This window comes from Micromonospora echinospora, assembly GCF_014203425.1.
Classification (GTDB): Bacteria; Actinomycetota; Actinomycetes; order Mycobacteriales; family Micromonosporaceae; genus Micromonospora; species Micromonospora echinospora_A.
In genome coordinates this window covers 3,488,461-3,511,158 of sequence record NZ_JACHJC010000001.1, presented here as the reverse complement: position 1 = coordinate 3,511,158, position 22,698 = coordinate 3,488,461, and the positions used below count along the sequence as shown (strand labels likewise).

Below are 22,698 nucleotides of genomic sequence, written 5' to 3'. Positions count from 1 at the left end.
CGGGCGGATGGCCGCGGCACCGGCTCTGCGTACCGTCCCCTCCATGATCGAAGTTCGGGACCTGACCAAACGCTACGGCGACAAACTCGCCGTCGACGGGCTGTCCTTCCAGGTCCGGCCCGGCCGGATCACCGGGTTCCTCGGACCCAACGGTGCCGGGAAGTCCACCACCATGCGCCTGATCCTGGGCCTTGACGCGCCTACCGGGGGTCAGGCGAGCGTCAACGGACGCCCCTACCGCCTGCTGGCGGCACCGCTGCGCGAGGCGGGATCGCTGCTGGAGGCGAGGGCGGTGCACGGCGGGCGCACCGCCTACCACCACCTGCTGTACCTGGCCCAGAGCAACGGCATCGACCGGCGTCGGATCGCCGAGGTTCTCGACCTGGTCGGCCTGGCCGCCGTCGCCGGCAGACGGGCCAAAGGCTTCTCCCTGGGCATGTCGCAACGCCTGGGCATCGCTGCCGCGCTGCTCGGTGACCCCGGCGTGCTGATCCTCGACGAACCCGTCAACGGACTGGACACCGACGGCATCCGCTGGATCCGCGGCCTGCTCAAGAGCCTGGCGGCACAGGGCCGCACCGTGTTCCTGTCCAGCCATCTCATGAGCGAGATGGAACTGACCGCCGACCACCTCATCGTCATCGGCCAGGGCCGGCTCATCGCCGACATCGGCATGCGCCAGTTCATCGAGCGGAATTCGTACCCGTTCACTCTGGTGCGGTCCCCGCAACCGGACAGGCTCACCGCCGTCCTGCAGGAAAGCGGCGCGCAGGTGCGCCTCGACCCCGACGGCGCGTTGCGGATCAGCGGCATCGACACCGCCATGATCGGCGACATCGCCAACGCCCACCACGTCCCGCTGCACGAGCTGACCGCCCGCCTCGACTCCCTCGAAGACGTCTACACCCGCATGACCGGCGTCAGCGTCGAATACCGCGGCGGCACCGGGATCACCTCCGCCGGCCTGCCGGCGCCCGGAAACCAGGAGTGACCACATGGCCCACACAGGCACCGAGACCACGACGACGGGCCGGCCCCGTTCCGATGACGGCACCCCTCGGGCGGGACTGCGACAAGCTCTCGCCGCCGAATGGACCAAGATCCGGACGGTGCGGTCCACGATGGGGACGCTGGCCGCCGTGGCGGTGGCCACCGTCGGGATCGCCGTGCTCGTCGCCGCCACCGCAAGCCTGCAGCCGGACGACACCATCCTCGGCGGCAGTCTCGGCAACTTGGTGCCCGGCCAGATCGCCGCCGGCGCCCTCGGCGTCCTGGTGGTCTGCGGCGAGTACGGCAGCGGCACCATCCGGGCCACCTTCGCCGCCTGCCCCCGACGACTGACCGTACTGGCCGCCAAGGCCCTGGTGGTCGCCGCGCTCGTGTTCGTCGTGGCCTTCACCGCCGCGCTGTGCGCCTACCAGGCCGCAACCGTGATGCTGTCCGGACAGGGCTACCTGCCGGGCAAGCCCATGCCGGCCCTGGTCGGCTTGGCCCTCAGCTATGCCGCGGTCGCCGTGCTCGGTGTGGCACTGGGCACCGTGCTGCGCCACTCCGCCGCAGCCGTCGCCGCCGTGATCGGCTTCCTGCTTCTGCCGACACTGATCGGCCCTCTGCTCGGTGACTGGCAACGGTGGGTCGCCGGGGCCTCCCCGGTCGCAGCCCTCCAGAAACTGGTCCAGACCTCCGACGCCGGCTCTCACACGCTCGGCAGCCTGGGTGCCTGGCCCACGCTGTGGCTGGTCTGCGGCTACAGCGTCGCTGCGCTGGCGGCGAGCGCCTGGCTGCTCCGCGCCCGAGACGCCTGACCCCATGCAGGGGGACGGCCAGGCGGGAGGTCCTGCGGAGCCCGGCGAGAGCCTCGAGGCTTCGTCGGCCGGCTTCAACCGGAAGATGCCGCGCGGTCACGCCGGGGCGTAGCGGCGCACTCCATCGACGTCGGCAGCCTTCAGCCGCCCCTGCGCCACGAGCAGATCGAGGTGGGCGGCCGTCTCGGTGACGGCGAGCATCTGGTTGAACAGGTCCAGGTCGGCGAAGGCATGCTCACGCCTGGTCCAGGTCAGTTGACTTGCCGTCTCGTAAGCCGTCATCGCGTCCCGCACGACCCCGCACGCCTGGTCGAGTCGCTTCGCGTGGTGGTGCAGGAGTTCGTCGACGCGCGCGTGGACACTCGGGCCGACCGGGCCGTGCGCCGGCAGCAGCCGCTGGTCGGGCAGAGACCGGACCAACCGCAACGAATCCAGGTAGTCCCCGAGTGGCAGCGCGGCGGCCACCGCCTCGAAGCCGATGGACGGTGTGATGTGGGGAAGAACGTGGTCACCGGTGAACATCAGCTGCGCGTCGCGATCGATGAAGACGACATGCCCACGGGTGTGTCCAGGGGTCGCCACCACCCGCAGGGTCCTGGTCGGTAGGACGACATCGGTCCCCCCGGTCAACCAGTCGTCCGGCGCCGCCCAGTCCGTCGGATCATGCGGCGCCGACTCGGCCCGCGCGCGCAGCGCGTCGACGATCTCGCCCGCACCGCATCGCGTCAGCGCCTGCCAGTGTTCGGACATCGGTCGACGATCGGGGGCCGACAGCTCGCGGATGGCGGGTTCCTCGCCCTCGCCGAGGCTCACTGCCGTGCCGAACTCACGCCGTACGGCGACCGCCATCGCGTAGTGGTCGCGGTGCACGTGCGTCACGAGAAACCGACGTACATCTGCGAGGCCCGCGCCCAGGGCAGCCAGGGCCGCATCCAATGTCTGTCGGGCCGCCGTGATGGCCCAGCCCGAGTCGACCAGCACGAGGCCGTCGTCACCCGCCAGGGCGTACACGTTCACCGATCGCAGACCGTCCTGCGGCAACGGCAGCGGAATGCGATACACCCCGGTGGCCACCTCGAACACGCCCGGACGCGTCCAGTCCGCCGTCACATCATCGGGCTCGACCCGCATCGCTGCTGCACCCCCCATCCGCCGTCCTCCATCCAGAGCATGACCGACACGACTGTGTCACTTGCGCTTGCGGATCTCCTCGGCGGCCTGTGGGACGACCTTGAACAGGTCGCCGACCACGCCGTAGTCGGCGAGTTCGAAGATCGGCGCTTCGGCGTCCTTGTTGACCGCGACGATGGTCTTCGAGGTTTGCATACCGGCCCGGTGCTGGATCGCGCCGGAGATACCCAGCGCGACATACAGCTGCGGGGAGACGGTCTTGCCGGTCTGGCCGACCTGGAACTGGTGCGGGTAGTAGCCGGAGTCGACCGCCGCGCGGGACGCGCCGACCGCGCCGCCGAGCAGGTCGGCGATCTCCTCGACCAGCTTGAAATTGTCGGCGTTACCGACACCCCGCCCACCGGAGACAACCACCGACGCCTCGGTCAGCTCCGGACGGGAGCCCTTCTGCTCCGCGACCCGCTCCACGACCTTCGCCAGCTTGTCCGCGTCGGTGACCGCTACGGTCAACTGCTCGACCGCCGGGGTGGCCGCGGCCGGGACCGGGGCGAGCGAGTTCGGCCGGACGGTCACCAACGGCAAACCCTTGGTGACCTTCGCCTTGACGATCGTGGAACCAGCAAACGCCACCTGCGTGGCGGTGCCGTCCGCAGCCAGGGCGACCACGTCGGTCAGGATCCCGTTGTCCAGCTTCACCGCCAGCCGCGCGGCGATCTCCTTGCCCTCCTGCGACGAGGCGAGCAGCACCGCCGCAGGCTGCACCCGCGCGACCAGCTCGGCGACCACAGTCGCCTTGGGGGCGACCAGGTAGCCGTCGATCTCCTCACCCTCCGCGGCGTAGATCTTCCCCGCCCCGTACTCACCCAGCTTCGCGCTCAACGCGTCGGCCGCGCCGACGCCACCGAGCACGACGGCGCTCGGGCTGCCCAGCTCGCGGGCGAGGGTGAGCATCTCGAGGGTGACCTTCTTGACGCCGAATTCCTTGGTGGCTTCGACGACGACGAGAACCTCAGACATGTCCCAGTCCCCTCACACGAACTTCTCGGCAGCGAGGAACTCGACCAGCTTCACGCCGCCGTCGCCCTCGTCGGTGATCTTCTCGCCGCCGGAGCGCGGCGGGCGCTTGGAGTGCTCGACCACGGCGCTGGTGGCGCCGTCGAAGCCCACCTCGGTCGGGGCCACGCCCAGGTCGCCCAGGGCGAGCGTCTGCACCGGCTTCTTCTTCGCGGCCATGATGCCCTTGAACGACGGATACCGCGGCTCGTTGATGGTGTCCCAGACCGACACCACGGCCGGGGTCGAGGCGGTGACCACCTCGTAGCCCTCCTCGGTCTGCCGCTCGGCGGTCAGGGTCGACCCGTCGACGGTGAGCTTCCGCGCGCCGGTCAGGGCGGCCACACCGAGCCGCTCGGCGATCATGTGCGGCATCACCTGCACCCGGCCGTCGGTCGACTCGGCGCCGCACAGGACCAGGTCGGCGTTGAGCTGCCCGAGGGCAGCGGCGAGGACCTTGGAGGTGGCCACCGCGCAGGAACCGTGCAGGGCGTCGTCCACGACGTGCACGGCCTTGTCCGGGCCCATCGACAGCGCCTTACGGATCGACTCGGTCGCCCGGTCCGGACCCATCGTCAGGATGGTGACCTCACCACCGTGCGCCTCCTTGATCTTCAACGCCTCTTCGATGGCGTACTCGTCCATCTCATTGATGACGTTGTTCGCCGAACCGCGGTCGACGGTGTTGTCGTCAGAACGCAGGCTGCGGTCCGCGCCCGAATCAGGCACCTGCTTGACGAGTACGACGATATTCATCGCGCTTCGACGACCCTTTCCTAGGTGATTGCTCTCCACACGGATTACTCTGCCCGTCTCGCGGCGTCACGCATGCTTCGGGCGTCCTGGCCACCGAGGGAGTCACTGCCCACCTCGGCGTTGTGCGCGTGGGCCACGTGGTGCAGCCCGAACACCGAATCCATCCCAGCCCGCAGGCCCATGAGGTCCTCGGCCTGGTTGACCGCCTTCTTGGTCAGCGCAAGACCCAGGCGCGGCATCTGCGCGATCCGTTCGGCGAGCCCCATGACCTCCGCCTCGAGCTCGTCTCGGGCGACCACCCGGTTGACCATGCCGAGCTCGGCGGCGCGCGCCGCCGGCATCCGGTCGCCGGTGAAGAGGAACTCCTTGGCGAAGCGCGGACCCAGCACCCACGGGTGGGCGAAGTACTCGACGCCGGGGATTCCCATGCGTACGACCGGGTCGGCGAAGAACGCGTCGTCCGCGGCGACGATCAGGTCGCACGACCAGGCGAGCATGAGGCCGCCGGCGATACACGCTCCCTGCACCATCGCGATCATCGGCTTGGGCAGCTCACGCCAGCGGCGGCACATCCCGAGGTACACCTCGGACTCCCGGGCGAACCGGCTGTCCGCCCCGGCCTTACCCACATGGTCCCACCACAGGCCGGCACGCCTGTCGAACGACGAGTCGATGTCCCGGCCCGGCGTGCCGATGTCGTGGCCGGCCGAGAAGTGCTTCCCCGCGCCCGCCAGGACGACGACCTTCACCTCGTCGTCCGCGGCCGCGCGGTAGAACGCGTCGTCGAGCGCGTAGGTCATCGCCGAATTCTGCGCGTTGCGGTACTCCGGCCGGTTCATCGTCACGACGGCCACCGGCCCCCGCGTCTCGTACCGGACGACCTCCGCCTGCGGGTCCACGCCGCTGGTCTCGCTCACTTGGATCTCCTTCTCGCCGGGTCGGGTGTACGTCGTGCGGATCGTGGGCCGCCGGTGAGCGCCAGCGGTCAGGACGCGGGGCGCACGCCGGTCAGGCCGACACCCAGGTCCTCCAGCAGAACCGCCCGGTGCCAGGCGGCGCTGCCCCACGACGACTCCAGAGCCCACGACCGCTTGAGGAACAGGTGCAGGTCGTACTCCGTCGTGTAACCGATCGCGCCGTGGCACTGCAGAGCGGCCCGGCCCACGACGTGCGCCGCCTCGGACGTCAGCGCCTTGGCCGTCGCCAGGGAACGCAGTCGGCCCGGGACGCCCGCGGCCAGCTCGAACCCGGCCGCCGCCACCACCGGCGCGGCGAACTCCAGGTGCAGCAGCGCCGTGGCCAGGTGGTGCTTGACCGCTTGGAAACTGCCGATCGGTGCCCCGAACTGCTCCCTGGCGCGGACGTGCTCGACCGTGAGTTCGAGCATCCGCCGGGACAGCCCGATGAGTTCGGCCGAGGTCGCCAGCACCCCCCGCTCCCAGGCCAGCCGCACCACCTGCGGGTCGTCCACTGTCGCGACGAGCCGCGCGTCGGCGTAGCCGGTCAGGTCCAGCGCGACGTCCACCGACGGCGACGTCGACGCCGCCGCGTCGGACACGTCGAGAATCTCGATGGGCCCCGTCCCACCGAAGCCGCCGCGCAGCACCAGGTCGACACCGGAACCGAACGCGACATGCCCGGTCACCGCAGGGTCGGCGCCGACCGTGAGGCCCCCCTCGACCAGCTTCACCAGCAGGTCCGGAGCGCCCGAGGAGAGCACCGCCGGAGCGACCGCGAGGGTCGCCGTGAGCGGCAGCGGGGCGGCGGCGTACCCGATCTGCTCGAAGACCGACACGAGGTGGTTCTCGTCCAGGCCCAGCCCGCCGTCGCTCTCGGCCACGAGCAGCCCCGCCACACCGAGACCGGCCAGGCTCTCGGCCAGTGCGGCCACCTGCGCCGATCCGGCTCCGGCGCGTACCGTCCCCGGCGGGCACCGGTCGGTGAGCACCTGACGGACGACCGCCTCCAGCTCCCGCTGCTCGTCACTCGGAGCGAAACGCACGCCTGATCACCTCCTCGCCAGACCGAGCAGGCGCTCGGCGATGATGTTGCGCTGGATCTCGTTGGTGCCCGCGTAGATCGGACCCGACAGCGAGAACTGGTAGCCGCGGGTCCACGGGCCGTCGACGAGGGCGTCCGGGCCGAGCAGTTCCAGCGCCGTCTCGTGCAACGCGATGTCCAGCTCGGACCAGAAGACCTTGTTGAGGCTCGAACGCGCACCGGCCGGGCGACCCTCGACGATGTCGGTGACCTGAGCCAGCGTGAACTGCTGGTAGGCGTGCGCCTGCATCCACGAGCGCGCCACCCGGTCGCGGAGCAGGTCGGTCGCCGCTTCGCCCCGCTCACCCGCGAGCGCCACGAGCGCGGCTGCCGCCTTGAGGAAACGCCCCGGTGAGCGCAGCGTCAGTCCCCGCTCCGAGCCGGTCGTCGACATCGCGACCGACCAGCCCTGGTCGACGCCGCCGAGGACCGCCGAGTCCGGTACGAACGCGTCCTCGAAGAACACGTCGGCGAAGCCCTCGTCACCGTCGAGCCGGTCGAACCCGCGCACCGTCACGCCCGGGGCGTCCAGCGGCACGAGGAAGTACGTCAGTCCCCGGTGCCGCTGCGCCTGCGGATCGGTGCGGAACAGCCCGAACAGGTGGGTGCAGAACGCGCCCCGGGTCGACCAGGTCTTCTGCCCGCTCAGGCGCCACCCGCCGGCCTGCTCGTCCCGTACCGCCCGGGAGCTGATCCCCGCCAGGTCGCTGCCCGCGCCCGGCTCCGACCAGCCCTGTGCCCACAGGTCCTGCGCCGCCGCCATCCGGGGCAGCAGCTCGTCCTGCTGCTGCTTCGTGCCGAACTCGAAGATCGTCGGGGCCAGCAGGAAGATGCCGTTCTGCGTCACCCGCTGCGGCGCGCCGGCCCGGTAGTACTCCTCCTCGAAGATGAGCCACTGCCATATCGAGGCCGCACGGCCGCCGTACTCCTCGGGCCACGACACGACCGACCACCGGTCCGCGTGCAGTGCCCGCTCCCACTCCAGGTGGGCGGCGAAGCCCGCCGCGGTGTCCCCGGAGGGCAGCGGCTGCCGCGGCACGTTCGCGGCGAGCCAGTCGCGGGCCTCCGCACGGAACTGCTCGTCCTGCGCCGCCCAGGTCAGGTCCATCTCAGTCCCGTCCCGTCCCGGCGAGGACCGTCGGCGGCGTGTCGCGGTAGCGACGTAGTTGCGTACGCGCCACCGTACGCAGGTGCACCTCGTCCGGACCGTCGGCGATGCCGAGGATGCGGGCGCTCGCCCACATCCGGGCCATCGGGAAGTCGTCGGTGACCCCACCGCCGCCGTGCGCCTGGATCGAACGGTCCAGCACGTTGCGGGCGACCCGGGGCGCGACGACCTTGATCGCGGCGATCTCAGTCGCGGCACCCTTGATCCCGACCTGGTCGATGAGCCACGCCGCCTTGAGCACGAGCAGGCGGGCCTGCTCGATCTCCATGCGGGACTCGGCGATCCAGTTCCGCACCACGCCCTGGTCGGAGATCGGACCGCCGAACGCCTCGCGGGCCATCGTCCGGCGCACCATCAGCTCGAGGCCCCGCTCGGCCATGCCGAGGCAGCGCATCGCGTGGTGGATGCGGCCCGGGCCGAGGCGGGCCTGGGCGATCGCGAAACCCTCGCCCTCGGCGCCGAGCAGGTTCGTCACCGGCACCCGCACGTCGTCGAACCGGATCTCGCAATGGCCGTGCTGGTCGTGGTAACCGAAGATCGGCAGCGAACGCAGAATCGTCACCCCGGGGGTGTCGACCGGCACGAGGATCATGGACTGCTGCCGGTAGACGGCCGCCTCCGGGTCCGTCTTGCCCATCAGCACGAGGATGTCGCAACGCGGGTCCGCGGCGCCTGTCGTCCACCACTTGCGTCCGTTGATGACGTACTCGTCGCCGTCGCGCACGATCGAGGTGGCGATGTTGCGCGCGTCGGAGGAGGCCACGTCCGGCTCGGTCATCGAGAAGCCGGAGCGCATCGTGCCCTCGAGCAACGGGGTCAGCCACCGCTGCTTCTGCTCGGGCGTGCCGAACATGTGCAGCAGCTCCATGTTGCCGGTGTCCGGCGCGGCACAGTTGATCGCCTCGGGGGCGAGGTAGGGCGAGCGTCCGGTCTCCTCGGCCAGGTAGGCGTACTCGACGTTGGTGAGGCCCGACAGGTCAGGCAGGAAGAGGTTCCACAGCCCCAGCTCGCGCGCCGTCGCCTTGAGCTCCTCGACGACCGGCGGCAGGACGTGGGACACCCCGCCGTTCTCGCGGGCCGCGGCGGCGAGCTCGGTGGCGTACACCTTCTCGGCGGGGTAGACGTGCTGGGCCATGAACGTGCGCAACGTCGCGAGCAGCTCGCTCGCGCGCGGGCCGGGGCCGAGGTCCATCCGGGTCAGGTCGGTCGCGTCAGCCACCGTCACTCCTTGCCTGTGCTCGTGCGGAGGGCGATCTTGCCGCGAGCGCCACGGTTCAGCACCGTGCCGAGCGCGCGGGCGGCCTCCTCCAGCGGGAAGACCTCGCTGACGTGCGGCCCCAGCCGGCCCGCGGCGATCCACTCCAGCACCGTCGTCATGTTGGCGGCGTTCGCCGCCGGGTCGCGCCTGGCCCAGGCGCCCCAGAGGACCCCCAGCACCGCGCCCTCGGTGAGCAGCAGCCGGTTGAGCTTGACCTGCGGGATCGCGCCCGCCGCGTAGCCGACGGTGAGGAACCTGCCGGCCCACGCGAGGGCACGCAGCGCCACGGCGGAGGCGTCGCCACCGACCGGGTCGTAGACGACGTCGGCGCCGGCGTCGCCGGTCAGCGCGCGCACCGTCGCTGTCAGGTCGTCGTAGCCGATGGCGTGGTCGGCCCCGTGCGCCAGGCACAGCTCACGCTTGTCCTCGCTCGACGCGGCCGCGATCACTGTCGCGCCGAGGGCCTTGCCGATCTGCACGGCGGTGAGGCCGACGCCGCCGGAGGCGCCGAGCACGAGCAGCGTCTCGCCGGCGGCGAGGCCGGCCCGGTCGACGAGGCCGTGGTAGGACGTGCCGTAGACGACGGGGATCGTGCTGGCCTCGACGAGGTCGACGCCCTCGGGCAACGGGTGGACCATGCGGGCGTCGACGAGCACCTGGGTGGCGTAGCCGCCGATGCCGCAGAAGCCGACGACGCGGGTGCCGACGGGTGGGCCGGTCACCCCGTCGCCGAGCGCCGCGACCGTGCCGGCGACCTCGCAGCCGGGCACGAACGGCAGCTCCGGCTTGGTCTGGTAGGTGCCGGCGACGATGAGGCCGTCGGGAAAGTTCACCCCGGCGCCGACGACGTCGACGAGTACCTGCCCCGGTCCGGGCTGCGGCTGCGGCCCGTCCACGACCGTGAGCACCTCGGGACCCCCGAGCTCGCGGACCACCATCGACCGCACGGCTCAGCCCTCGCTGCCCGGGCGCGCCGCCTTGTCGGTGCCGGCGAACTCGTCGCGGATCCGGTCGGCGACCCCGGTGAGGTTGAGCTCGAAGGTGAAGCCCTGCTCGAAGCGGTAGCTGCGGTTGACGTCCCACAGGTCGATGCCGTTGAGCGAGGCCTTGGCGGCCCGGATCACTGTGGGGTCCTTCTCGGCGATGCTGGTCGCGACGGCGAGCGCCGCCGCGCGCAACTGCTCTCGGGGTACGACACTGTGCACCGAGCCGTACGCGTGCAGCTCCTGCGCGGTGGCGGTGGCCGAGGTGTAGACCATGGCGCGCATCCGGTGCTGGGGCACCATCCGGGACAGGTGGGTGGCCGCGCCGAGGGCGCCGCGGTCGACCTCGGGCAGGCCGAAGGTGGCGTCGTCGGAGGCGACGATGACGTCGGAGTTGCCGACCAGGCCGATGCCGCCCCCGAGGCAGAAGCCGTGGACGGCGGTGACGACCGGGACGGGGCACTCGTAGACGGCCTTGAACGCGGCGAAGCAGCCGCGGTTGGCGCCAAGCAGCGCGGTGAAGCCGTCGGTGTGCTGCATCTCCTTGATGTCGACGCCGGCGTTGAAGCCGCGGCCCTCGGCGCGCAGCAAGACGACACGCACCGACTCGTCGGCGCCGGCGGCGTCGAGGGCGGTGGCGAGCGCGAACCAGCCGGCCACCGGCAGCGCGTTGACCGGCGGGTTGTCCACGACGATCTCGGCGATCCCGTCGGGGTGCACTGTCGTCGTCACCGACGCGTGGCTCGTGGGACTCATCCCTGCTCCTCGGTGGTCTCGGGCTGCTCGCCGGCCTCGGGTGTCGCGTCCCCGACGGAGGCGTCGAGGGGCAGCACGAACGTCGCCCACGCGGTGACGGCCGTGTCGCCGGTCTGCCGCCGGCAGGTCAGCTCGATGTCGACGCGGCCCTCACGGCCGTCCTCACTTTCGAGCACGTAGGTGCGCAGCGGAACGCCTTCGAAAGTGAGGACGTCGCCGGGCCACACCTGGGCCAGGAACCGGATGCGGAAGTCACGCACGTTGGGGCCGCCGAGCCAGTCGGTGGCGTAGGTGCCGAGCAGGCTGGCCTGCCACATGCCCACCGAGAAAGGGCTCGGGAACCCTGCGGCCCTGGCGAAGACCTCGTCGTGGTGGATCGGATTCATGTCGCCCGAGGCGCCCTGGTAGCGGACGAAGTCGGTGCGGGTCACCGGGCCGTAGGCGCGCGCCGGAGGGGTCGCCGGGACGGGCAGGCCGACCCCGGTCGTACGGGGCTGGGCGGTGGCTGTGTCGCTCATGCGGACGCTCCGTCCTGCGTCGCGTCCCCGGTGACCGGCGGGCGGGCAGTCTCGACACCGGTGAGCTTGGCGCGGGCGACGAGACGCCCGGTCTCGTCGTGGAAGTCGGTGTACATCACGGCGAAGGTCATCTCCCCGCCGCGACGCCCCACCTTGGTGTAGATCTCGCCGATGCGCGACTGGCAGGTGAGCCTGGTGCCGGCGCGGGGCGGCTCGCCGAAGAAGGTGTACTGCTGCTCGGCGTGCAGGCCGCGCTGCTGGTCGAGCTCGACCGCGGACCACGGGTTGGAGTCCTCGCCCTGCCAGAAGAAGGTCGTCGTGAGGAACGTCGGCTGTACGACCGGGTTCTCCTCCCGCAGGTAGGCCGCGTCAGCCGCTCCGGTGGCCAGCGCGAACTCGCGGATCTTGCCGCGCTCGACGTCGAGCCGGAAGGGGGCGCCGGTGACGCCCTGCGCGTCGGGGTTGGCCACGACGAGCTCCTTTCGTTGGTCCGCTGCGAGCGGCACGGGTCGCCGGCACGCAGCGGGTGGTCACGGGTGCTGGCTCGAGACGGACACGACCTCGCCGGTCATGTACGACGAGTAGTCACTGGCGAGGAAGACGATGACGTTGGCGATCTCCCACGGCGCCGCGGCCCGGCCGAACGCCTCCTGGTCCGAGAGCTGGGCGAGCAGCTCGTCGCTGGTCACCTTGGCCAGATGGGCGTGCATCGCGATGCTCGGGGACACCGCGTTGACCCGGATGCCGTGCTCGGCGACGTCGAGGGCCGCGCAGCGGGTCAGCGCCATGACTCCGGCCTTGGCCGCGGCGTAGTGCGCCTGCCCCTTCTGCGCGCGCCAGCCGATGACGGAGGCGTTGTTGACGATGACGCCCTTGCCGGCCGGGATCATGTGCCGCAGCACCGACCGGGTCGCCTTGAACGTCGAGGTCAGGGTCACCGACAGGACGGAGTCCCATTGTTCGTCGGTCATGTCCTGCACCGCCGCGGTGCCGCCGAGGCCGGCGTTGTTGACGAGTACGTCGATGCCGCCGAACTCGGCGGCGACGGTGTCCATGAGGTGGTCGAGCTGCGCCTGGTCGGTGACGTCGCAGGGCACCGCGAGCGGCCGGGTCCCGGTGCGGCGCTCGATCTCGTCGGCGGACGCGGCGAGGCGGCGTTCGTGGCGGTCGCTGATGGCGACACGCGCGCCTTCCTCGGCGGCGCGGCGGGCCGTCGAGAAGCCGATGCCGGTGCCGGCCGCGGCGGTGACGAGCACCGAGCGCCCGGAGAGCAGCCCGTGGGCAGGGCCGGCCCAGTCGGCGGCTTCGGTGTGACCGGTGTCAGACACGGGCGGCCATCTCCTTCGCGATCTCCTCGACGGTCCAGCGGGCGCCCTTGTCGATGGTCCAGTCGTAGCTCCACGGCGCGCAGCGACGGATCTCGCCGCCCTTGGCGTAGTACACCTCGCCGGTCACCGGCACGTCGGCGGTGAGCAGCCAGGCGACGAGCGGGGAGACGTTGCCCGGGTGGTAGACGTCGAACGCGGCGGGATCGGCCGGGGCGGCGACCATCTCGCCGATGCCGGGCAGGTCCTGGGTCATCCGGGTACGCGCGACCGGGACGATCGCGTTGACGCGTACGCCGTAGCGGCCGATCTCCTGGGCGAGGATGACGGTGAGGGCGGCGATGGCGGCCTTGCCCGCGCCGTAGTTCGTCTGCCCGACGGCGCCGATGATGCCGGAGGTCGAGGAGACGTTGACGATCGAGGCGACCGGCTGGTTGCCGGCCTTGGACTCGGTGCGCCAGTGGTCGGCGAACACCCGGCACGGCGCGAACGTCGAGCGCAGCTGGCCACGGATCACCGCGTCCCAGTCGTCCTCGCTCATGTTGACGAACATCCGGTCCCGCAGGATGCCGGCGTTGTTGACGAGGCCGTCGACGCGTCCGTAGGTGTCGCGGGCGAGCGCGAGCAGCTCGCGGGCGCCCTCGGTGGTGGCGACGTCCGCGGTGCTGGCCACGGCCCGCCCGCCGGCGTTCGTGATCTCGGCGGCGACGGCCTCGACGACCGAGGGGTCGCTGCCGGTGCCGTCGGCGGCGGCGCCGGTGTCGGCGACGACGACCGAGGCGCCTTCGGCGGCGGCGAGCAGGGCGTGCTCACGGCCGAGGCCGCGGCCGGCACCGGTGACGACGACGACGCGTCCCTGCAGTGCTCCCATGACTAGTCCTCCTTGTGCCCGGCCGGGGTCGACGCGACCGGCGCGGGCACGCCGAGTCGGTCGAGGGTCCGGGTGGCCTCGTCGATGATGCGGTCGATGAGCTCGGCGACGCTCGGGACGTCGTCGATCAGTCCGACGACCTGGCCGGTGGCCATGACGCCGAGGTCGGTCCTGCCCTCCAGCAGGGCCGACCGGTAGAGCATCGGAGCGTTGGCCGCCATGACGACCTGGCTCCAGGTCAGGTCGTGGGCCTTGCGCATGGCCAGGCCCTCGCGGACCATGTCGCCCCACGGCGTGCCGGACAGCTTCTGGAAGGCGAAGGCGTTGCGTACGGCCCGCAGCAGCCGGCCGGCGGCGGAGGTGCGCTCCAGCTCCTCGATCGTGCCGGCGCGCAGCACGCGCTGCGGAACGCCGTCGACCTGCAGGGTCAGCACGGTGTCGTTTACCGTCTTGGACAGGTAGACGTCCTTGACCGACGGCTGGACCGGCGAGTCGCTGGTGAGCAGGAAGCGGGTGCCCATGGCGACGCCCTCGGCGCCGTAGGCGAGCGCGGCGACGAGGCCGCGGCCGTCGAAGAAGCCACCGGCGCCGATGACCGGGATGTCGACGGCGTCGACGACCTGGGGCAGCAGCAGGCTGGTGGGCACCCCGCCGGTGTGGCCGCCGCCCTCGCCACCCTGCACGATGACGGCGTCGGCGCCCCACGCGGCGACCTTCTCGGCGTGGCGGCGCGCGCCGATCGACGGAACGACGACGAGGCCGGCGTCCTTGCACCTGGCGATGAGTTCCTGCTTCGGAGCCAGCGCGAAGGAGGCGACCTTGACGCCGGCCGAGATGAGCAGGTCGATGCGCTTGACGACGTCCGGCTGGTCGGCACGGATGTTGACGCCGAACGGCGCGTGCGTGCCGGCCTGGATCTGCTCGACGGCCACCACGAGCTCGTCGTAGGAGAGCAGGCCGGCTGCGAGGATGCCCAGTCCACCGGCGTTGGCCGTCGCGGTGGTCAGGCGCACGTCGGAGACGTAGCCCATGCCGGTCTGGACGATCGGGTACCGCACCCCGAACAGGTCGGTCGCCCGGGTACGCAGTGTCGGGGGCAGCCCGCGGCCCTGGCTCATGCCGGGATCTCGCGGTCGCGCAGCGAGCGGGGGTCGATGACCTCGCGGATGAGGCGCAGCTCCTCGGCGCTCGGCTCGCGGGTGGCCGGGACCTCATCCTCGACGTGCACGGCACAGCCGGTGGCGGCGCGGAACTCCTCGAGCGTGACGCCGGGGTGCAGGCTGAGCAGCCGCATCGTGCCGTCGGGGCCGCCGAAGTCGAGGACCGCGAGGTTGGTGACGACGCGGCGCAGATCGTGGTGCGCGGTCGCGGCCGGGCCGGCGGCCCGGGCGCTGTCGGTGCCGACGCCGGAGACCATGTCGACGGTCCGGACGAAGCTACGCGTGGAGTGGTTGGCAATCCAGTAGCTGGTCGGGTGGTAGATGCTGTTGCCGGGGGCGCCGCGCACGCCGAGCAGCTGGACCTTGGGCCGGGCGTAGTCGCCGATGGCCGAGATGTTGGTGTTGCCGTGCCCGTCGATCTGGACCGGGATCATCATGACGTGCCGCTTGCCGTGCCAGACGAGGTCGAAGATCGTGCGGAACGGGCTCCAGCCCTCGATGACGACGCCCTCGGTGGCGTGCGGGTCCGCGCCGATCTCCCAGGAGCCGGAGACGAAGTGGGCCTCACCGTCGGTGAGCAGCAGGTCGGGGGCGACGGTGAGCCGGGCGAGGCGGACGCCGATGGCCGGGATCGTGCCGAAGGCGCTGGCGATGGACTCGCCGTCGCCGGCGAACGTGTCCGCCACGGCGACCGCGCAGTACTCGGCGCGGGTCACCGGCGCGTCGGCAGTGGTGGCGCTGCCCGTGGGCTGCTCGGTGGCGGCGCTGCTCATGCGACCTCCTCGGCTCGGGCGGCGACGGCCGCCTGGTAGTCATCTTCGGTGCCGGACAGGTACCGCTTCTCGAACCTGGCCCAGGCCTGCGGGTCGCCGGCGGCCTTGACGTACTCACGCTGGAAGGCTTCGTCGCGCTCGTAGTCGGGGGCGCAGGAGGTGAAGTGCGCGCCGTTCGGGGTCTCGACGACGCCGGCGACGAGCTGGCGATTGATCTTGATGGTCGCCGAGTGCCCGGCGGCACTCAGCTCGGCCGTGGGCACGATCCGCTCGCAGGACATGAAGGCCTGGTCGGCGGCGAGGCAGTAGAGGTCGTCGAAGTACGGGTCGGGCCCGAGGAACTGGCCGTTGCCCTGGGCGTCGGCGCGGTTCATGTGCACGAGGGCCGCGTCGAGGCGCAGCGGCGGCATCGCCACGAGCCGTTCGGTGCCGTACGGGTCCTGGACGAGTTTGAGGTCGGGGTTGTGCTTCAGGACGTCCGACCCGAGCCCGGCGCGGGTCGGCAGGAAGGGCAGGCGGATGCCGGCGGCGTACAGCCCCCACTGGAGCATGCCCTCGTCGTACTCGGCGACCTCGACGGCGCCCTTCTGCCGCGCGGCGCGGAAGTGCGGGTCGAGGGCGATGCTGTCGAGGGAGACGAACCCGAAGACGACCTTCTTGACCTTGCCCGCGGCGCAGAGCAGCCCGACGTCCGGCCCGCCGTAGCTGACGACGGTCAGGTCCTTGAGGTCGGAACGCAGGATCTCGCGCACGAGGGCCATGGGCTTGCGGCGTGAGCCCCAGCCGCCGATGCCGATGATCATTCCGGAATCGAGCCGCGACACGACGTCGCGGGCTGTCAGAGTCTTGTCGGCCATGTGTCCCTCATCATCGCGTCTGTCGGAGCACTGCCCGACGGGTGGTGAGCAGCGCGAAGGGCGAGTCGCGTGCCGGGCCTCCACGGCCGGCTCGCCATGTAGCAAGCGCTTGGTTGGTACCCTAACAGCCACAGGGAGAGGGTCAAGACCCTGTTGCGAAGGAGGACGAAACATGAACACCGTGGTGCGCGAGCGCGTCGGCGCGGTGGGAGTCATCAGGATCAATCGGCCGCAGGTACGCAACGCCCTCGATCCCGACACCCTCCTGGCGATGACCGACGCCCTGCTCGGGTACGACGCGGACGCGGGCGTGCGCGCGGTCGTGCTGACCGGCACCGGCGAGTTGTCCTTCAGCGCGGGGATGGACCTGCGCGCCGCGGCCGAGGGGCGCCTGGTCGACGTGGCCCGCAGCCCGCTGACGCTGCTGCGCGGCGGCTACCGCAAGCCGGTCATCGCCGCGGTCAACGGGCCCGCCGTCGGCGGCGGCTTCGAACTCGCCCTCGCCTGCGACCTCGTCGTCGCGGCCGAGCACGCCTACTTCGCGCTGCCCGAGGTGGGGCGCGGCATCGCCGCCACCGAGGGCGGCACCGACCTGCCCCGTCGCGTGCCGGTCGCCGTAGCCCTGGAACTCGGGCTGACTGCCGAACCGCTTCCCGCGGCCCGGGCCCACGAGCTGGGCCTGGTCAATGCCGTGGTCCCCGCCGACGAGGTCCTTCCGCGCGCGCTCCAGCTGGGCGCCCGGATCGCGACCCACTCCCCCGCGGCGGTGCGGGCGACCAAGCGGCTCATGCACCTGAGCCTGGACCCCCGCGTGGGCGATCTCGGTGCGGTCAACCGGCTCGCGACCCTCGAACTGCTCGCCGGGCCGGATGCCGCCGAGGGCGCGGCCGCGTTCGTCGCCAAGCGCGCGCCGCGATGGGCGGACGCGCCCTGAGCGCTCAGGGACGCGCCACCGCGATCTGCTCGCGCGTCCAGGTGATCGAGCGGGTCACCGCCGACTCGGCGCCCTCGGCCTCGATGGCCGGACCGATCAACTCGACGTCGACGATGCCGGTGTAGCCGGCCCGCAGCACGCTCGCCAACAGACCGGCCATCGGCAGGTCGCCGTCCCCGGGCACCCACCGGTTCGGGAAGGTCGAGGTGCCGACCCGGAAGTCGGACACCTGCAGCAACTCGACCTGACCGACCCGATCGCGGACGAGGTCGGTCAGGCCCCGCTCCTGCCAGCAGCAGTAGAGGTCGAGGCAGATGCCGATGCCGCAGAGGTCGGCCAGGGCGAGGGCGTCCCGCGCGGTGTGGGTGAAGCTGAGGTCGCACTTGACCGGCAGGGTGTTCTCCACACCCAGGCGCACCCCGTGTTCGCGAGCGGTGGCCACGACCGGAGCGATCCGCTCGGCGAACCGGCCGGCCGCCTCCTCCCACGTCAGGTGCGCCGAGGGGCCCGAGGTGAGGTAGACGAGGTCGGCCCCGAGCCGACGGGCGTCGACGACGCCGTCCTGCAACGCCGCGACCTGCTGCGCCCAGCCCGGCTCGTCGTCCGGGTGGGCGGTGAAGCTGTGCACGAGGTAGCCGAGCCGTACGTCGTGCCGGGCGAGCAGGTCTCCGAGAGCCGGCACGCCGAAGGAGGCGACCTTGCTGCGCTGCAGGCCGACGAGGTCGGTACCGGTACGCCGGTACATCGCGATCTCCTCGGGCAGGTCCCAGGACATCGCGGCCATGCCGCTGACGCAGACCGGGTTGGTCGTGACGGACATCGGGCTCCTGTCGGCTCGGGGGTCGTCCGGGTGTCGGACGTCGGGTCAGTCTCGAACGTCGGATCAGTCGAGGTATTCGATGCGCGCCCGGCGCATCCCGAGGGGTGCCAGGTGCGGCAGCAGCCGCGCCGTGACGGCCTCGGCGATGCGCTCCGGGGTCCACGCCGTGTGCCGCAGCACGGGCTCGGCGAGCGCCGGGTGGGTCGTCAGCATGAGTTCGGGACCGTAGGAGCGCAGCACCTGGCCGGTCAGCTCGACGCTGAGGTCGGAGAGCAGGTAGAGCAGCAGCGGCACGTTGGCCTCGGGCGCGATGCCCGCGTTCTGCCCGCTCGGTGCGCCGCGGAACTGCTCGAGCACCTCGGCCATCCGGGTCTGCGCGTTGGGGGAGATCGCGTTGACGCGGATCCCGACGTCGGCGAGTTCGGCCGCCCACGCATAGGTGAGCGTGGCGATCGCGGCCTTCGTCGCCCCGTACACGGCCGTCTCGGCACGGCCCATCTGCTCACCCGAGGTGACGTTGACCAGGACCCCGTGACCCTGGGTACGCATCGCCGCGACAGCGGCGTCTCCCCAGGCGACGGCGCCGAGCACGTTGACCTCGAGCATCCGGCGCACCGTGGCCTCGGACTCGGTGCCGGCGCGGGCCATGGCGAAGACGCCGGCGTTGTTGACGAGGCCGTCGAGCCTGCCGTGCTCGGCGACGCAGTCACGCACGAGGTCGTGGGCGCCCGCCCAGTCCGCGACGTCGGCGACCCTGATCGAGCCCTGGCCGTCAGCCGCGGCGAGCTGCCCGCTCAGCCGCTGGAGTCCCTCCGCGTCGACGTCGACGGCGACCACGTGGGCCCCGGCCGCGGCGATGCCGCGCGCGTATGCCGCTCCCAACCCGTTGGCGGCGCCGGTGACGAGGACGACGCGGCCGGCGAGCAGGCCGGCTGCCTGGTCAGGGCCGGCGGCGGGCGGACGCCCGGACGGGACGGCAGGGATCGGGCCGGTCTTCGGGTCGGACACGGGCAGCCCCTCTCGGCTGATCGGGATCCGCAGCGCGGGCTCCGGCAACCGAACGAGCGCTTGGTTGGCTGCACCATAGGCATTTTGCGACCCCCCGGTCAAGGGAGGCTGCCTTTATCATGCTGAAGGCATCGAAGTGATATAAAGCAAGCGCTTGACCAACACATATGCTCGAGGAACCGGGAGCACCCCAATGTCGACGACCCAGGACCGGCGCTCGGTCATCCTCGACAACGCCGCGCACCTTTTCGCGGCCAAAGGAATCGATGCCACGACAGTCCGCGAGATCGCCGACTCGGTCGGCATCCTCTCGGGCAGCCTCTACCACCACTTCAAGTCCAAGGACGAGATGGTCAACGCGATCATCTCGGACTATCTGACCGACCTGACCTACCGCTACGCCCAGGTCCTGGAGTCCGAGGAGAAGCCGGCGATCCAGTTGCGCAAGCTCGTCACGAGCTCGCTGGCCAACATCGAGGCTCACCCGCACGCGACCGAGATATACCAGAACTCGAGCAACTACCTGCCCAAGATCGACGGCTACGAGCACATCCGCGACGCTGCGACCGCGATCCAGCGGGCCTGGATCCAGGTGCTCGAGGCCGGTATCGCCACGGGCGACTTCCGCAACGACATCCCGGTACGCGTGCTGCACGGCATGCTGCGTGACTCGTTGTGGCTCTCGGTCCGCTGGTTCAAGCCGACCCCGTCGTACTCCATGGCGAAGTTCGCCGACGACTTCGTCTCGGTGTTCCTCGACGGAATTCTCGCCCGCGACTGAGCGCGGACCCCGCCCGCATCCGGATGCCCACCTGGGGTGTCCGACACGACACGCCGAAAAAACCAAGCGCTTGCTAGGGTCGTGCCTGACGAGGAGGCGCACCCATGACGGCAGCAGGTCACGCCCAGACAGGCCCGGCCCCGATCGACACCACCCGGCACGCCGGGCTCCCGGCGGGGGTCGACGCCTGGCTCGGCAGCGCGGTGCCCGAGTTGCAGGGGAACCTCCGACACGAGGTCATCGCCGGAGGGCGCTCCAACCTGACCTACCGGACCACCGACGCGGCCGGCCACGTCGTCGTGCTGCGCCGTCCACCGCTCGGAAACCACCCGGCCACCGCACACGACGTACTGCGCGAGGCGCGGATCCTGCGCGGTCTGCACGGCCACCTCCCGGTGCCGCGAGTGCTCGCCGTCGAGGAGACGGGCGAGGTCGCCGGCGCCCCTCTCGTCGTACTCGAGCACCTCGACGGCGTGATCCTGCGCAGCCCCGCCGACGTCGGGCGGCTCACCACCGAGGCCGACCGCGCGCTCATCGGCCCCACGCTCGTCGACGCACTCGTGGCCCTGCACCGACTCGCCCCGGAGGTCATCGGGCTGGGAGGTCTGGCCCGTCGCCGTGACTACATCACCCGGCAGCTCGGGCGCTGGCACGAGAACTGGCACCGGAGCAGGATCCGCGACCTGCCCGATCTGCAGACCGCGCACGAGCACCTCGTGGCGGCGGCGCCCGAGCAGTCCCGCTCCGGGATCGTGCACGGCGACTTCCGCCTCGACAACTGCATGCTCGACTCTCGATGGCAGGTTCAGGGCGTGCTCGACTGGGAGCTGGCCACGATCGGAGACCCGTTGGCCGACGTCGGCCAACTGCTCGTCTACTGGGCGCAGGCCGACGACCCGGCCCGCGCGCTGCACGACCCGGCCACGGTCCTGCCCGGCTTCTCGACCCGGGACGAACTGCTCTCCCGGTACTGCCTCGCCACCGGCACCGACCCGGCGCGAATCGACTACTTCGTCGCCTACAACTGGTGGAAGACCGCGTGCATCCTCGAGGGCGTGTACACCAGGGTCGCGCAGGGCGCGATGAGCGGTGGCGACCGCACCGCGGCCTCGTTCGCCGCACAGTCGGCCGCGGTCGCCGGCCGGGCGGCGACCCTCGCGGCGGCGCTGCGCCGGCACTGATCCTCGCCTGACCGCACACGCACGTACCCACTCGGCGTGGTGGCCCCGGTCGCGAACGCGGCCGGGGCCACCGTCCCGGTCGGGCGCGGGGCATGAGCCGGGTGTCGACGTCCCCGGTTCGACCGGGGACGTCGGCGCACCGGCCTAGGAGAGCCGCTCGATGACCATCGCCATGCCCTGGCCACCGGCGGTACACATCGTCTCGAGACCGAACTGGCCGTCCCGGGCCCGCAGCCCGTTGATGAGCGTCGTCGTCATCCGCGCTCCGGTCTGACCGAACGGGTGGCCCAGGGCGATCGCACCACCGTGGACGTTGACCCGCTCGGGGTTGGCCTTGAGGTCCGAGATGGAGGGGACGACCTGAGCGGCGAACGCCTCGTTGAGCTCGACGAGATCGATGTCGGCCATCGAGAGCCCGGCCAGCGCGAGGGCCCGCCTCGACGCCTCGACCGGGCCGAGACCCATGATCTCCGGCGAGATCGCCGAGACGCCCGTGGACAGGATCCGGGCCAGCGGCGTGACGCCGAGTTCGGCGGCCCTACGGCTGGACATGATGATGAGGGCGGCCGCGCCGTCGTTGAGCGGGCAGCAGTTGCCCGCGGTCACCGTACCGTCGGGCCGGAAGGCCGGTTTGAGGCCGGACAGCGACTCGGCCGTCACTCCGGCGCGAGGGCTGTCGTCGGTGGCCACGACGGTGCCGTCGGCGAGGGTCACCGGCGTGATGTCGGTGGCGAAGAAGCCCGACTCGATCGCGGCCCGGGCCCGCTGCTGGCTCGTGGCGGCCCACTCGTCCTGCTCGGCGCGGCTCACGCCGCGGTGGCTCGCGACGTTCTCGGCGGTCTCGCCCATCGCGATGTAGACGTCGGGAAGCTCATTCGCGTCGCGTGGGTCGGTCCACGGGCCGGCGCCACCCCGTCCGCGGGTGGCGGTGCGCTCCCCCGCCGCGGCGAAGATCGGGTTCTTCGTGTCCGGCATGCCGTCGGACTTGCCGGCGGCGAAGTGCGAGACGACCTCGACCCCGGCGGAGACGAGCACGTCCGCCTCACCGGCGCGGATGGCGTGCAGCGCCATCCTGGTCGTCTGCAGGCTCGATGCGCAGTAACGCTGCACGGTCGTCCCGGGGACCCGGTCGAGCCCGAGCTCGACCGCGACGACGCGCCCGAGGCCCCAGCCCTGCTCGCCGGCCGGCTGAGCGCAGCCGAGCATGAGGTCGTCGATCTGGGCCGGGTCGAGCGCCGGCACCTGGGCCAGGGCCGCCTGGATCATCTGGGTGGCCAGGTCGTCGGCCCGCATCGAGGCCAGCGACCCCTTGAAGGCCCGGCCGATCGGCGAGCGCGCCGCGGCGACGATGACTGCGTCCTGCATTGGTGTCCTCCGGTTCTCGGGCTGGCGCCCGTGACGGCGGTGCCGTCGGTGTCAGGTCTGGTCGGGGCGTCGGGCCTGCCGGCCGCGGGGCACTGGGCCAGTGCGAAGCGCCTTCGCGGGCAGCACCCCGGTGAGGGGACCCGCGAACGCCGGGC

Annotated in this window: 23 protein-coding genes and 1 pseudogene; 5 read left to right on the top strand and 19 right to left on the bottom strand. The window is 71.6% G+C overall.

The features are described from left to right. Positions 1-43 precede the first annotated feature (43 nt). Together FHU28_RS16380 and FHU28_RS16375 are read left to right on the top strand one after the other, a co-directional pair. Positions 44-991, top strand: a complete 948-nt coding sequence (locus tag FHU28_RS16380; protein ID WP_184685115.1) for an ATP-binding cassette domain-containing protein — start codon at positions 44-46, stop codon at positions 989-991. 118 nt (positions 992-1,109) lie between these two features. Further along, positions 1,110-1,805 carry an ABC transporter permease subunit gene (locus tag FHU28_RS16375; protein WP_221453219.1) on the top strand — a complete coding sequence of 232 codons (696 nt, stop codon included), beginning with the start codon at positions 1,110-1,112 and terminating at the stop codon, positions 1,803-1,805. A 96-nt stretch (positions 1,806-1,901) separates the two neighbouring features. Here the strand turns inward: FHU28_RS16375 and FHU28_RS16370 are convergent, their stop codons facing one another. The 16 genes and pseudogenes from FHU28_RS16370 to FHU28_RS16295 form a co-directional block, all read right to left on the bottom strand. Then, positions 1,902-2,936 (bottom strand): MBL fold metallo-hydrolase, encoded by a 1,035-nt coding sequence (locus tag FHU28_RS16370; RefSeq protein ID WP_184685104.1) that lies wholly within the window; start codon positions 2,934-2,936, stop codon positions 1,902-1,904. Positions 2,937-2,993: 57 nt separating this feature from the next. After that, a complete protein-coding gene (locus FHU28_RS16365) occupies positions 2,994-3,953 on the bottom strand; it encodes an electron transfer flavoprotein subunit alpha/FixB family protein (protein ID WP_184682819.1) in 960 nt (319 codons plus the stop codon). A 12-nt stretch (positions 3,954-3,965) separates the two neighbouring features. Continuing rightward, on the bottom strand, positions 3,966-4,745 hold the full coding sequence (locus tag FHU28_RS16360; protein WP_184682816.1) for an electron transfer flavoprotein subunit beta/FixA family protein: 780 nt from the start codon (positions 4,743-4,745) through the stop codon (positions 3,966-3,968). Between the two features lie 44 nt (positions 4,746-4,789). Next, positions 4,790-5,662 carry an enoyl-CoA hydratase gene (locus FHU28_RS16355; RefSeq protein ID WP_311773598.1) on the bottom strand — a complete coding sequence of 291 codons (873 nt, stop codon included), beginning with the start codon at positions 5,660-5,662 and terminating at the stop codon, positions 4,790-4,792. 68 nt (positions 5,663-5,730) lie between these two features. After that, the gene (locus FHU28_RS33085) at positions 5,731-6,747 is read right to left on the bottom strand and encodes an acyl-CoA dehydrogenase family protein (protein WP_184685102.1); all 1,017 of its coding nucleotides are present in this window, start codon (positions 6,745-6,747) and stop codon (positions 5,731-5,733) included. 6 nt (positions 6,748-6,753) lie between these two features. Further along, on the bottom strand, positions 6,754-7,893 hold the full coding sequence (locus FHU28_RS16345; protein ID WP_184685100.1) for an acyl-CoA dehydrogenase family protein: 1,140 nt from the start codon (positions 7,891-7,893) through the stop codon (positions 6,754-6,756). 1 nt (position 7,894) lies between these two features. Continuing rightward, positions 7,895-9,145 carry an acyl-CoA dehydrogenase family protein gene (locus FHU28_RS16340; RefSeq protein WP_184689610.1) on the bottom strand — a complete coding sequence of 417 codons (1,251 nt, stop codon included), beginning with the start codon at positions 9,143-9,145 and terminating at the stop codon, positions 7,895-7,897. Positions 9,146-9,174: 29 nt separating this feature from the next. Then, the gene (locus FHU28_RS16335) at positions 9,175-10,119 is read right to left on the bottom strand and encodes an NADPH:quinone oxidoreductase family protein (protein WP_221453218.1); all 945 of its coding nucleotides are present in this window, start codon (positions 10,117-10,119) and stop codon (positions 9,175-9,177) included. A gap of 42 nt (positions 10,120-10,161) precedes the next feature. Further along, positions 10,162-10,950, bottom strand: a complete 789-nt coding sequence (locus FHU28_RS16330) for an enoyl-CoA hydratase family protein (RefSeq protein WP_184685096.1) — start codon at positions 10,948-10,950, stop codon at positions 10,162-10,164. Beyond that, positions 10,947-11,468, bottom strand: coding sequence for a MaoC/PaaZ C-terminal domain-containing protein (locus FHU28_RS16325; protein WP_184685094.1), 522 nt, complete (start codon positions 11,466-11,468; stop codon positions 10,947-10,949). Before FHU28_RS16325 ends, FHU28_RS16330 begins: the two co-directional genes overlap by 4 nt. Then, positions 11,465-11,938, bottom strand: a complete 474-nt coding sequence (locus tag FHU28_RS16320; protein ID WP_184685092.1) for an FAS1-like dehydratase domain-containing protein — start codon at positions 11,936-11,938, stop codon at positions 11,465-11,467. The genes FHU28_RS16325 and FHU28_RS16320 overlap by 4 nt, the downstream gene beginning before the upstream one ends. 60 nt (positions 11,939-11,998) lie before the next feature. Next, a pseudogene (locus tag FHU28_RS16315) lies at positions 11,999-12,792 on the bottom strand (SDR family oxidoreductase). Next, positions 12,789-13,664: an SDR family NAD(P)-dependent oxidoreductase gene (locus FHU28_RS16310; RefSeq protein WP_073831563.1), complete on the bottom strand. Its 876-nt coding sequence runs from the start codon at positions 13,662-13,664 to the stop codon at positions 12,789-12,791. Before FHU28_RS16310 ends, FHU28_RS16315 begins: the two are co-directional and overlap by 4 nt. Before the next feature lie 2 nt (positions 13,665-13,666). Next, entirely contained in the window at positions 13,667-14,782 is a 1,116-nt protein-coding gene (locus FHU28_RS16305; RefSeq protein ID WP_376700804.1) for an NAD(P)H-dependent flavin oxidoreductase, read from the bottom strand. Beyond that, positions 14,779-15,597 (bottom strand): CoA-transferase subunit beta, encoded by an 819-nt coding sequence (locus FHU28_RS16300; protein WP_184685088.1) that lies wholly within the window; start codon positions 15,595-15,597, stop codon positions 14,779-14,781. The genes FHU28_RS16305 and FHU28_RS16300 overlap by 4 nt, the downstream gene beginning before the upstream one ends. After that, entirely contained in the window at positions 15,594-16,454 is an 861-nt protein-coding gene (locus FHU28_RS16295) for a CoA transferase subunit A (protein ID WP_184685086.1), read from the bottom strand. Before FHU28_RS16295 ends, FHU28_RS16300 begins: the two co-directional genes overlap by 4 nt. 172 nt (positions 16,455-16,626) lie before the next feature. Here FHU28_RS16295 and FHU28_RS16290 point away from each other — a divergent pair, with 172 nt between their 5' ends. After that, a complete protein-coding gene (locus FHU28_RS16290; protein WP_184685084.1) occupies positions 16,627-17,388 on the top strand; it encodes an enoyl-CoA hydratase/isomerase family protein in 762 nt (253 codons plus the stop codon). Positions 17,389-17,392: 4 nt separating this feature from the next. Here FHU28_RS16290 and FHU28_RS16285 read toward each other — a convergent pair whose 3' ends face one another. After that, positions 17,393-18,208 carry a sugar phosphate isomerase/epimerase family protein gene (locus FHU28_RS16285; protein WP_184685082.1) on the bottom strand — a complete coding sequence of 272 codons (816 nt, stop codon included), beginning with the start codon at positions 18,206-18,208 and terminating at the stop codon, positions 17,393-17,395. 63 nt (positions 18,209-18,271) lie between these two features. Next, positions 18,272-19,216, bottom strand: coding sequence for an SDR family NAD(P)-dependent oxidoreductase (locus FHU28_RS16280; protein WP_184685080.1), 945 nt, complete (start codon positions 19,214-19,216; stop codon positions 18,272-18,274). A gap of 193 nt (positions 19,217-19,409) precedes the next feature. Between FHU28_RS16280 and FHU28_RS16275 the strand changes: the two genes are divergently transcribed. Then, positions 19,410-19,997, top strand: a complete 588-nt coding sequence (locus FHU28_RS16275; protein ID WP_184685078.1) for a TetR/AcrR family transcriptional regulator — start codon at positions 19,410-19,412, stop codon at positions 19,995-19,997. 104 nt (positions 19,998-20,101) lie between these two features. After that, positions 20,102-21,178: a phosphotransferase family protein gene (locus FHU28_RS16270; protein ID WP_184685076.1), complete on the top strand. Its 1,077-nt coding sequence runs from the start codon at positions 20,102-20,104 to the stop codon at positions 21,176-21,178. Positions 21,179-21,322: 144 nt separating this feature from the next. Here the strand turns inward: FHU28_RS16270 and FHU28_RS16265 are convergent, their stop codons facing one another. Then, positions 21,323-22,543: an acetyl-CoA C-acetyltransferase gene (locus FHU28_RS16265; RefSeq protein WP_184685074.1), complete on the bottom strand. Its 1,221-nt coding sequence runs from the start codon at positions 22,541-22,543 to the stop codon at positions 21,323-21,325. Between the last annotated feature and the right edge of the window lie 155 nt (positions 22,544-22,698).